This window comes from Curtobacterium sp. Csp2 (genome assembly GCF_013347165.1).
On sequence record NZ_CP054593.1, the window covers coordinates 2,427,698 to 2,438,282 of the forward strand.

General features: G+C 69.2%; 11 protein-coding genes and 1 pseudogene. 6 read left to right on the forward strand and 6 right to left on the reverse strand.

The genetic code is table 11. From position 1 onward, the window contains the following. The 3 genes from HUN59_RS11730 to HUN59_RS11740 all read left to right on the forward strand — a co-directional run. Positions 1 to 310 (forward strand): IS30 family transposase (locus HUN59_RS11730; protein WP_174778450.1); only part of this gene is annotated, 310 nt, incomplete at its 5' end. Between the two features lie 49 nt (positions 311 to 359). Further along, positions 360 to 563 (forward strand): hypothetical protein, encoded by a 204-nt coding sequence (locus tag HUN59_RS11735; protein WP_174778451.1) that lies wholly within the window; start codon positions 360 to 362, stop codon positions 561 to 563. A 135-nt stretch (positions 564 to 698) separates the two neighbouring features. After that, complete coding sequence (locus tag HUN59_RS11740) at positions 699 to 1,037, forward strand: ASCH domain-containing protein (protein ID WP_174778452.1); 339 nt, start codon at positions 699 to 701, stop codon at positions 1,035 to 1,037. Between the two features lie 437 nt (positions 1,038 to 1,474). Here HUN59_RS11740 and HUN59_RS11745 read toward each other — a convergent pair whose 3' ends face one another. Further along, complete coding sequence (locus HUN59_RS11745) at positions 1,475 to 2,119, reverse strand: hypothetical protein (RefSeq protein ID WP_174778453.1); 645 nt, start codon at positions 2,117 to 2,119, stop codon at positions 1,475 to 1,477. A gap of 932 nt (positions 2,120 to 3,051) precedes the next feature. Between HUN59_RS11745 and HUN59_RS11750 the strand changes: the two genes are divergently transcribed. Beyond that, entirely contained in the window at positions 3,052 to 3,456 is a 405-nt protein-coding gene (locus tag HUN59_RS11750; protein ID WP_174778454.1) for a hypothetical protein, read from the forward strand. 445 nt (positions 3,457 to 3,901) lie between these two features. Here HUN59_RS11750 and HUN59_RS11755 read toward each other — a convergent pair whose 3' ends face one another. The 5 genes and pseudogenes from HUN59_RS11755 to dhaK all read right to left on the reverse strand — a co-directional run bounded on the left by HUN59_RS11755 (position 3,902) and on the right by dhaK (position 7,863). Next, positions 3,902 to 4,939: an alcohol dehydrogenase catalytic domain-containing protein gene (locus HUN59_RS11755; protein ID WP_174778455.1), complete on the reverse strand. Its 1,038-nt coding sequence runs from the start codon at positions 4,937 to 4,939 to the stop codon at positions 3,902 to 3,904. A 91-nt stretch (positions 4,940 to 5,030) separates the two neighbouring features. After that, positions 5,031 to 5,324 (reverse strand): annotated as a pseudogene (locus HUN59_RS11760) (beta-ketoacyl-ACP synthase); the annotation flags it as partial. Positions 5,325 to 5,485: 161 nt separating this feature from the next. After that, positions 5,486 to 6,208, reverse strand: a complete 723-nt coding sequence (gene dhaM / locus HUN59_RS11765) for a dihydroxyacetone kinase phosphoryl donor subunit DhaM (protein WP_174778456.1) — start codon at positions 6,206 to 6,208, stop codon at positions 5,486 to 5,488. Further along, a complete protein-coding gene (gene dhaL, locus HUN59_RS11770; protein ID WP_174778457.1) occupies positions 6,205 to 6,831 on the reverse strand; it encodes a dihydroxyacetone kinase subunit DhaL in 627 nt (208 codons plus the stop codon). The genes dhaM and dhaL overlap by 4 nt, the downstream gene beginning before the upstream one ends. A 30-nt stretch (positions 6,832 to 6,861) precedes the next feature. Next, positions 6,862 to 7,863, reverse strand: coding sequence for a dihydroxyacetone kinase subunit DhaK (gene dhaK / locus HUN59_RS11775; RefSeq protein ID WP_141861569.1), 1,002 nt, complete (start codon positions 7,861 to 7,863; stop codon positions 6,862 to 6,864). A gap of 310 nt (positions 7,864 to 8,173) precedes the next feature. Here dhaK and HUN59_RS11780 point away from each other — a divergent pair, with 310 nt between their 5' ends. Further along, on the forward strand, positions 8,174 to 8,896 hold the full coding sequence (locus HUN59_RS11780; RefSeq protein ID WP_058742687.1) for an MIP/aquaporin family protein: 723 nt from the start codon (positions 8,174 to 8,176) through the stop codon (positions 8,894 to 8,896). Between the two features lie 92 nt (positions 8,897 to 8,988). Further along, a complete protein-coding gene (gene glpK, locus HUN59_RS11785) occupies positions 8,989 to 10,500 on the forward strand; it encodes a glycerol kinase GlpK (protein ID WP_058743203.1) in 1,512 nt (503 codons plus the stop codon). The last annotated feature ends 85 nt before the right edge of the window (positions 10,501 to 10,585 follow it).

Sequence of the window (10,585 nt, forward strand, 5' to 3'; positions counted from 1 at the left end):
GTTGACGTGGGATCAGGGCACTGAGCTTGCCCGGCACAAGGACATCACCCTCGCCACGGACCTCGCGATCTACTTCTGCGACCCGCACAAGCCCTGGCAGCGCGGCTCGAACGAGAACACCAACGGCCTGCTCCGGCAGTACTTCCCGAAGTCCACCGACCTCAGCACCCACAGCCCGGAACGGCTCCTCGAAGTCGCTGCTGAACTCAACGGACGGCCGCGCAAAACGCTCGGCTACCGCACCCCGGCAGAAGCATTCGAGCAGCTACTGTCAGACCCAAGACAACCACCCGTTGCAACGACCCCTTGAAACCGCCACCGGCTAACGGACACGAGAGCGCTTCGCTATCGTTCGAGCAGTGACAGCCCCCAACGGCGATGATCGGCCAGCCCGTGCACGCTTCAACGTGCTCGCCGGAGGCTTGTTGGTGGTGATCGGTGTCGTCCTGCTCGTCGGCGGGTGGAACGTCGTAGCCGGCGTCATCTTCACCTTTTTGGGCGCTGTGATGCTCCTGGGAGGTTGGATCTTCTCCTGGTCGCGCAGGGACAGCTCTAACCAGTAGCTCAGCGAACGCGTCCGGTGATCGATCGGCCTCCGGACGCATCCGTTCGGGCCGATCCAGCGCGGCGGCGCGACTTCCGGTCGCCGGAACCGGCACCTCGATCGCCACCCTCTGCCGCTACGGCAGAGTGGGCGCATGGTCAGTGCAGCACCCAACACGATCCACTTCCATCGCAAGCACTACGAGGCAGTGATGTCTGGCGAGAAGGTCACCACCGTGCGGTGGAACGAGGACGTCCCGGTGGGAGCAGCCGTGTTCGTCTTCGATGAACACCCGACGGCAGGACCGGTCCCCGGCACCGTGATCGCCGTGCACCAATACCGGCTTGACAGCCTCACCGCCGAACAAGCCCACCAGCCTCCTGAGACTGACATGCAGCTCTTCGCCCAACAGCTGCGCGAGAACTACTACCCGGACATGCCTTCCGACGCTGTCGTCGAGGTCGCCCTGCTCGCGATCGCTGCGTCTCAATAGCCGGTCGTGAACCGGACGTCCAATATCCAGGATGGGATCCTTCGGAGGGTGCACCCACGCGCTGTCCGGATAGATGGTCCGGAATAGGTTCCGAAGAAGGCCCCCTGAGCGGGACGGTCAAGCGGCTGAGAAGGCCTGCCCGTCGGCCTTCATTCGCCGAAGAATCCCGCCTGGCCCGCGAGGGAGATCATGTCCTCAGCTCGCCCGGTCGCAGGGTAACGAAGGGCTCCGGAATGAGCACCTTCCCGACGGTCCCGACATCCTCGGCGAGGACCGGTCAGATGCGGAACAGGCGCGGAACGGACACATCGAGTTCCAACTCGACAACCTTGAGCTTCCGCCGCCGCCGGCGCAGCATCAGGAGTACGACAAGGTGCGTGCTGCTCAGAGTGTGAGGTAGTGCGCCAGGGGATCGAGGAGCTCCGCACTCGAAGGAGCTATCTCAAGCGCCGGGTTTCGAGCAGCTCCAGCAGCGGCTTCACGTCGCGGCCTGCAGTGAGCCACTCAACCGGCGTCGCCGGTTCGCCGTCGATGGACGTGTACGAGTGCGGAGTCGTCATGAATCCGAGGATCGACGTCGGGTGCATGTCGTCATCGAAAGCTCCGACCAGCGACGTCATGTAGTTCAGCGAAGATTGATCCGGATCGTCGATGAACTGCCATGTCGGGAACAGAAGCTCGTCGTCGCACACGAACGCGAACAGGTCGCCGAACGCGAGATCTGTGAGGACCCGGCCAGTTCCTGTGTCCAGCCAGTCGGCTGCCTGTTCCAAGGTGAGTGAGGCGCTCAATCCGCGCTGCCACGATCGGCGTTCAAGTGCGTCGAGCTCTCCACGCGCGACAGCAGCCTTCGCCGCTTCATACCGCTCCCGCGTAACGAACACGGCCTCGATCAGGACCCCCTCCTCGTCAGGGGTAAGGTCCCGGCCGGTCTGCGTTCGCGGCGGGTTGTGGCGAGGCCCAAAGTCGTGACCGCCGGCGTGGACGCCGATGAGCCTCCGGAAGGCGCCATCGAGCCGGGGCGAGTCGAGCTCGCGGTCCCGTGCAACTTGGACCGCGTCGTCGGCGTCCGCGAAGTCCATCGCGGCAACCTCTCGGACGCTTTCCAGCAGCTCCTCACCGGTCCGAACGGCGAGAGCCACACGTGCGCGAGCGCGAGCGATTTGTAGCCGTGACGTCATCGGGGGTTCACAGCGGTTGCTTCCTCTGCTTCAGTCGAAGTGTGGACGCCGTTTTTCCCCAGCCGATCTCACCGATCATCCCGTCCTCCGAGAACGAGATCTGGGAGGCGTGAAGCGGACCCTTCGAGCACAAGCAGCAAGGTCCGCACCACGGGCCAAGGCGATCCGCCCGCTATTAGATGTTCTCGTGGGCTGCACCGCGAGCCGCCCCGCTGCAAGTGCGGGTCTTCGGAGCACATCAGGCGAGTAACTAGTGCCGGCGGCGCGTCCGGGGGTATGCACTGCAGCACCGTCGGGAGGACCTCGGAGATGAGCTCCAGAGTCCGGGCACCTGCGTCGATGAACTGCCACGAAGGGAACAGCAAGGCTCCAGCCCGTTCGAATCCCCAAAGCTGTCGAGAAACCATGTCAGCCCGAAGCTCACGGAAAGTACTCCCCCGTCGTCGGGCCACGTCATCAGCCTGCAACACCGTCGCGTGCTCGATCGATATGGCTCGGATCAGCACGGTCATGAGATTCCGGTCGCTCAGCTCCGCTTCCCATTGGAACTCGTCACCGACGGCGCCGATCCACTGAAGGATGAGGGCTCGCTTCGCCGTTCCCAGCGGACTCGGCCGGTTGAGCGCCGTTAGCGAGTCCGCGATCTGCGCCACTGTTGCGTCGAACTCGAGGCCAAGCGATTGGATGGCCGCTTCCAGCGCGGCGACCGACGTTTGATGCGAGCCCGCAGGCTCCAACGACGCACGGGCCGCCCCTGATACGTCCGACGCCACTTCCCCACCTTCCAGCCGCTTGCGACCCGACTCATGCCGCGTGCTGATTATAATCAGCGCATGGGAGAAGGCGAGCAGGGCGCGGGTTCTGCTTCACCGCGCCTCACGATCGAAGCCGCAGTCGGCACCAGAGTTGAACTCTCTTGGCTGGACGCGGTCGTGGTTCCCGAGGCCGCGCGTATCGACTATCGAACCATCGGGCGTCGCGGTGACTTCGTCGTGACCGTCGGAGCTGCCGAACTCGCCGCTGTCTGTGACCTCGACTCCGGCGAGTACGTCATCAGCGGAGAGCTTGGAGGGGACGAATCGGCGGCGGCGCTGATGCGCGAACTCCTGAGGCGCCGCCTCCAACACCTTCATGAGGCTCCCATCGAGTCTCGGCAACGCTTCGAGGGACGCCTCCGTTCCCTCGCTAAGATGTCGGGCGGAACCTGGTTTGCTTTCGAAACGGTGATCGACCCCTAACGGGCGGGTCGTCGCCACAGTTCGGCGTCGAGGGCAAGCTCGAGCCGAGCGAGCGTGGCGAGATCTGGCCAGGAACGACCGGCTAGAACACCGAGCAACGTTGTGTGGTGCACTCCAGCAGCCGTCGCGACAGCGCGTGTGCTCTGAGTTCCCATCGCCTGTCTCAGTCGCACCACAAATGTACGAGCCGCTTCTGCGATCGCGTCGTCGGCAGGAATCTCCGGCCAGGGTGCCGGAGCGAGCTCGAACGGTCGCTGTCGGGGAGTTCTGCTCACGCGTCCCAGCGTAGAGCGCGAACCGTCCATCATGAGGATCGCCAACTGCCTCTGCGGCCTCGGCTCCTCCGAACAACCACCTCTCAGACGCAGATCAGTATCAAAACGAATATTGACGTCGACCAGCAAGGTCGACGCGGCAAGGTCCGGGGCGGGCTGTCGCCTCTGCCCTACCGCTCGAAGACCGCGACGGTCATGCCCGCAGACGTCGGCGGCCCGTCCATCGCGACGAGCTCGTCCGGCAGGTCCGAGAACCCGACCGTCCGGCCGATCGACTCCGCCGGCCGGAGTCGCCCGGCGACGACGTCCTCGAGCATCGCGGCGTACTCGCCGACCGCGATCCCGTGGCTGCCGAGCAGCTCCAGTTCGTCACCGATCACGCGGCCCATCGGGATCGCCGGGATCGCCTCGTCGTCGAGCAGCAGGCCGACCTGCACGTGTCGCCCCCGCGGCCGGAGCGAGGCCACCGCGGCGACCGAGGTCGCTCGGCTGCCGTAGGCGTCGACCGACACGTGTGCACCGCCGCCCGTGAGCTCCCGGACCGTCCGGACCGCGTCGTCGTCCATCGTGACCGTCGTGGCCCCGAGTGCGGCGGCGCGCTCGAGTGCGGCGGCCGAGACGTCAATCGCGACCACCCGCGCACCGGCCGCGAGGGCGACGATGACCGCCGAGATCCCCACCCCGCCGCAGCCGTAGACGACGACCCACTCCCCTGCGGCGACGCGTCCGCGGGCGTGCAGGGCGTGGTACGCCGTGCCGAACCGGCAGCCGAGCCCGGCGGCCTCGGCGAACCCGACCGCGTCCGGCAGCGCCACGAGGTTGACGTCGGCGTGCGGGACGACGACGGCCTCGGCGTAGGAGCCGGACAGCGTGAACCCGGGCTGCTCCTGGCGCGTGCAGACCTGGGTGGCGCCGTCGCGGCACTGGTCGCACGTGCCGCACGCGAAGACGAACGGTGCCGTGACGCGCTGGCCGACGATGAAGCGGCTGACCCCGGGGCCCACCGCGTCGACGACGCCGGCGAACTCGTGACCCGGCACGTGCGGGAGCCGGACCGAGTCGTCGTGGCCCTTCCAGGCGTGCCAGTCGCTCCGGCAGACCCCGGTCGCGGCGACGCGGACGACGACGCCGTCGGACGGCGGGGTCGGCGTCGGCAGGTCGACGACGACGGGACGGGTACCGAACTGCTCGTACTGGACTGCGCGCACGCGCTCATCCTGACAGAAGCGCAGCCCGACACACGGACGGACAGACGGACCGCCGGACGGTCGGACGGTCGGACGCCCCACCGCGCCGCGGTCACGCCGTCGTCAGCACCAGCGACGCGTTCTGCACGCCGAACCCGAACGAGTTGTTGAGCGCCGCCCGCAGCGGTGCCCGCCGCGCAGCCCCCGCCACGACGTCGAGCTCGACCGCCGGGTCGAGGTGCACGAGGTTGCGCGTCGGCGGCACCGTCCCGGTCTCCAGGGCCCGCACGGTCAGGATCGTCTCGACCGCCCCGGCCGCACCGAACATGTGCCCGATCGCCCCCTTCGGCGCCGTGACGAGGGCGTGCTCCCCCACTGCCCGGCGGATCGCAGCCGCCTCGCCGACGTCCCCGACCGGTGCGCGGTGATCGGCGCGACGCTCCTCGCCGACGCCGGGGTGACCGGCGGGCCGTCGGACATCGACCTCGCCGGCACCGTCTCGGTCACCGGTTGACCCCACGCCCGTCCGGCGCGTGCGCGGACGGACGCGGGACGGTCAGCGTGCGGTCACTCGCCGAAGCCGGACCGGACCAACTCGGTCAGCGCGTCGACGGCGTCCTGCGCGTCAGCGCCGGTCGCCTCGATGGTCACGGTCGCACCCTTGGGCAGGGCGAGCGCCATGATCGCGAGCAGGCTCTTCGCGTCCACGCCGTTCACGCGGACGCTCGCCTCGTGCTTCGCTGCGGTCTTCACGAACTCCGCGGCCGGCCGCGCGTGCAGACCGCTCTCGTTCACCAGCTCGACGGTCGCGGACGCGGCCACGTCGTCGACGCTGGCGGCCCCGACACCCGGCCCCGTGCCTCCAGGCTGGTCGCCGTCCGCACGGGAGGCACTGCTCGCCTCCGCCTCGGACGCTGCGGCGGTCGCCGCGGCAGCGAGCACCGCGTCGACGTCGCCGCCCGTCTGGGCGGCGACGGCGGCGGCCACCGTGCCCTCGACCAAGGGCGCCTGCGACACGTGCACGCGTGCCCGCGCGTCGTCGTCGAGGAAGTCGAGCGCGGCGTCCGTCGTCAGGTACGCGGAGCCGAGGTCGCAGAGGACGACGACCGCGTCGGCCGTGCCGAGCTCCTCGAACCCCGCGGTGATCGCCTCGAAGGAGGTCCCGATCCCGCCGTCCTCGGTCCCGCCGGCGGCGACCATCGGGACGTCGGCGGCCATCTGGCGGGCGAGCTCGACGGTGCCGGTCGCGACCGCCGCGCTGTGCGAGACGACCAGGATGCCGACCGTCACGCGGCGTCCACCGCGGCGCGCAGGATGTACGCCGTCGACTGCGCGCCCGGGTCGCGGTGCCCGACGGCGCGCTCCCCCAGGTAGCTCGCGCGGCCCTTGCGGGCGACGAGCGGGTCGGTCGACTCGGCACCGGTGGCCGCGGCGTCCGCGGCGGCCTCGAGCACGCGCTCGGGGGCCTCGCCGGCGGTCGCGGCGGTCGCGGCGGCGTCGACGGCGGGCGTCCACGCGTCGACCATGGTCTTGTCGCCGACCTCGGCCTTGCCGCGCGAGACGACCCCGTCGCGAGCCGCGGTGAGCACCACGACGAGCGTGTCGGCGTCGAGCTCCGACGCGTCACCGGCTGCCTGCGCGGCCTTGAGGTACGCGGTGCCGAAGAGCGGGCCGGCGGCGCCGCCGACCGTCGAGATGAGCTTCGTCGCGACGACCTTGAACACCGCACCGGGCGAGTCGAAGGAGCCGGCGTCGAGCGCCTCGACGACCGCGCGGAACCCGCGGTCGAGGTTCTCGCCGTGGNCGCCGTCGCCGATCTCACGGTCGAGCGTGACGAGCTCCGCCCGGTGGTCGTCGATGGTCGACGCGGTGCGACGCACCCAGTCGAGGGCCCATGCGGTGTCGAGCGCCAATTCGTGTTCCTTCCTGGAGGGTGGGCGGTGTCAGCGGCCCCAGCGCAGGGCCGGGGTCTCCACCGGGGCGTCCCAGAGGGCGGTGAGTTCGTCGTCGAGCACCGTGACGGTGAGCGAGAACCCCTGCATCTCGAGGGACGTGACGTAGTCCCCGACCAAACTACGCGTGACGTGGTGGCCACGGTCCGTGAGCACCTCGGCCGCGCGGCGGTAGAGGATGTAGAGCTCGGCGAGCGGCGTGCCGCCCATGCCGTTGACGAGCAGGAGCAGGTCCGACCCGGCCGGCGCGTCGAGGTCCGTGAGGATCGGTTCGAGCACCCGGTCGACGAGCTGGTCGGCCGGTGCCATGGGGATCCGCTCCCGCCCGGGCTCGCCGTGGATGCCGATGCCCAGCTCGACCTCGTCGTCGGCGAGCGTGAAGGACGGCTCCCCCGCGTGCGGGACGGTGCCGGAGGACAGCGCGAGTCCCATCGAGCGGGTGACGTCGTTGACGTGCCGCGCGACGGCGGCCACGGCGTCCAGGTCGTCGCCCCGCTCGGCGGCGGCACCCGCGCACTTCTCGACGACGACCGTGCCGGCGACCCCGCGGCGTCCGGCCGTGTAGAGCGAGTCCTGCACGGCGACGTCGTCGTCGACCACGACGCTCTCGACCCGGACGTCCTCCATGCCGGCAAGCTCGGCGGCGGTCTCGAAGTTGAGCACGTCGCCGGTGTAGTTCTTGACGATGTGGAGCACCCCGGCTCCGCCGTCGACGGCCTTCGTCGCGGCGACGATCGGGTCCGGGGTCGGGCTCGTGAACACCGGGCCGGGGACGGCGGCGTCGAGCATGCCGTACCCGACGAACCCGGCGTGCAGGGGCTCGTGGCCGCTGCCACCGCCGCTCACGATCCCGACCTTGCCGGCGACGGGAGCGTCCGCGCGGTGCAGGTGGATCGGGTCCTCGACGAGGACGACGTGGTCGGCGTGCGCCCGGGCGAAACCGCGCACGGTCTCGGTGACGACGGCCTGCGGATCGTTGATGAGCTTCTTCATGCTGTCCTCCACGGTGGCGGGGCCGCTCGCGACGGGGCCACACCGCCGTCGTCGACCGGAGTGCGTCCACCCTACAGCGGCCGCCCGTTCGGTCCATGTGCACGTTCGTGCAGCACGATGCGGGCGTGGCGACGGCTCCTGATGGGCAACCGCACACGGGGCATGCACGTTCGTGCACTTTCGCGAACTTCCCTCGGTGGCGCATCGCGCAGCGGCGATCCGCGTCACTATGCTCGGCCCCAATCACTCAACGGGGAGTGCCGGACGCAGCACCACCGGACCCCCGACCCCTACGCACAGGAGGTCACCGATGGACGGCATCGGCGTCAATTTCCTCTCCGAGCTCGTCGGTACGGCGATGCTCATCATCCTCGGTGGCGGTGTCGTCGCCGCGGTCTCCCTCACGAAGTCGAAGGGCTTCGGCGCGGGCTTCCTCATGGTCACGATCGGCTGGGGCTTCGCGGTCTTCGCCGGTGTCACCGTGTCGTACAAGTCCGGCGGCCAGCTCAACCCCGCGGTCAGCCTCGCGCAGGCGATCCTCGGCAACATCACCATCGGCCAGATGTTCCTGTACTGGATCGCGCAGCTCATCGGCGCGATCATCGGTGCGGTCATCGTCTGGCTCGCCTACAAGCAGCACTTCGACGAGGAGCCTGACGCAGCAGCGAAGCTCGGCGTCTTCTCGACCGGCCCGGCGATCCGCTCCTACGGCTGGAACGTCGTGACCGAGATCATCGGCACCTTCGTCCTCGTCTTCGTCGTCATCGCCTTCACCAACGGCAAGACCCCGGCCGAGCTCGGCGCGATCCCCGTCGCCTTCCTCGTGATCGCGATCGGTGTCTCGCTCGGTGGCCCGACCGGCTACGCCATCAACCCCGCCCGTGACCTCGGTCCGCGCATCGCCCACGCCCTCCTGCCGATCAAGGGCAAGGGCTCCAGCGACTGGTCCTACGCCTGGGTCCCGGTCGTCGGACCGCTCGTCGGTGGCGCGCTCGCAGCCGTGCTGTCGAAGGCCCTCCTCCCCCTCGTCTGACCCCTCCCGCACCGGCCGGCCCCACCCGGGGCCGGCCCCGGTCGACGCCCCGCGCCGACCGACGCACCGAACACACCCGCAAAGGAGCACCAATGGCCGACTACATCGTCGCCATCGACCAGGGCACCACCTCGACTCGAGCGATCGTCTTCGACCACTCCGGTTCGATCGTCTCCGTCGGACAGAAGGAGCACGAGCAGATCTTCCCGCGCGCCGGGTGGGTCGAGCACGACCCCGCGGAGATCTGGGACAACACGCGCGAGGTCATCGGCCAGGCGCTGTCCCGCGCGGACATCACCCGCCACGACGTCGCCGCGGTCGGCATCACCAACCAGCGCGAGACCGCGGTGGTCTGGGACAAGACCACCGGCAAGGCCGTCTACAACGCCATCGTCTGGCAGGACACCCGCACGCAGGCGATCGTCGACAAGCTCGCGGACGGCGACACCGACCGCTACAAGTCGATCGTCGGCCTGCCCCTCGCCACGTACTTCTCCGGCACCAAGATCGCCTGGATCCTCGAGAACGTCGAGGGTGCCCGCGAGAAGGCCGAGGCCGGCGACCTGCTCTTCGGCACCACCGACACCTGGGTCCTCTGGAACCTGACCGGCGGCACCGACGGCGGCGTGCACAAGACCGACGTCACGAACGCGTCCCGCACGCTGTTCATGGACCTCGAGACGCTGTCCTGGCGCGACGACATCCTCGCCGACTTCGGCGTGCCGAAGTCGATGCTCCCCGAGATCGTCAGCTCCTCCGAGGTCTACGGCCACGTCGAGTCGTCCAACCTGCTCCGCGAGGTCCCGATCGCCGGCATCCTCGGCGACCAGCAGGCCGCGACCTTCGGCCAGGCGGCGTTCGACCAGGGCGAGTCGAAGAACACCTACGGCACCGGCAACTTCCTGATCTTCAACACCGGTACCGAGATCGTCCGCTCCGAGAACGGGCTGCTCACCACCGTCGGCTACAAGCTCGGCGACCAGGAGACGCACTACGCGCTCGAGGGCTCGATCGCCGTCACGGGCTCGCTCATCCAGTGGCTCCGTGACAACCTCGGCATCATCGGCAGCGCCCCCGAGGTCGAGGCACTCGCCAAGACCGTCGAGGACAACGGCGGCGTCTACTTCGTCCCGGCGTTCTCGGGTCTGTTCGCGCCCTACTGGCGTCCGGACGCCCGCGGTGCCCTCGTCGGCCTGACGCGCTACGTCAACAAGGGCCACATCGCCCGTGCCGCGCTCGAGGCGACGGCGCTCCAGACCCGCGAGGTCCTGGACGCGGTCAACGCCGACTCCGGTGTCGAGCTGACGGAGCTCAAGGTCGACGGCGGCATGACCGCCAACGACGCCCTCATGCAGTTCCAGGCGGACATCCTCAACGTGCCGGTCGTCCGACCGGTCGTCGCGGAGACCACCGCCCTCGGTGCCGCCTACGCCGCCGGTCTGGCCGTCGGGTTCTGGGCGAACCTGGACGAGCTGCGCGCCAACTGGCAGGAGGACAAGCGCTGGGAGCCCCAGCTCGACGACGCCGAGCGCGACCGTCAGCTCCGCCTCTGGAAGAAGGCCGTCACGAAGACCTTCGACTGGGTCGACGAGGACGTGCGCTGACCCGCGTGTGAGGTTGGACGACTCGACGTGGCCGTAGACCTCGGAGGAGCTGACGATCTCGGGGAGCATCGACTTCGGCACGCCG

Excerpts from the sequence above, each read along its gene's own strand:
- dhaK (WP_141861569.1), bottom strand. The coding sequence starts at position 7,863 with ATGAAGAAGCTCATCAACGATCCGCAGGCCGTCGTCACCGAGACCGTG.
- HUN59_RS11750 (WP_174778454.1), top strand. The coding sequence starts at position 3,052 with ATGGGAGAAGGCGAGCAGGGCGCGGGTTCTGCTTCACCGCGCCTCACG.
- HUN59_RS11780 (WP_058742687.1), top strand. The coding sequence starts at position 8,174 with ATGGACGGCATCGGCGTCAATTTCCTCTCCGAGCTCGTCGGTACGGCG.
- HUN59_RS11740 (WP_174778452.1), top strand. The coding sequence starts at position 699 with ATGGTCAGTGCAGCACCCAACACGATCCACTTCCATCGCAAGCACTAC.
- glpK (WP_058743203.1), top strand. The coding sequence starts at position 8,989 with ATGGCCGACTACATCGTCGCCATCGACCAGGGCACCACCTCGACTCGA.
- HUN59_RS11745 (WP_174778453.1), bottom strand. The coding sequence starts at position 2,119 with ATGGACTTCGCGGACGCCGACGACGCGGTCCAAGTTGCACGGGACCGC.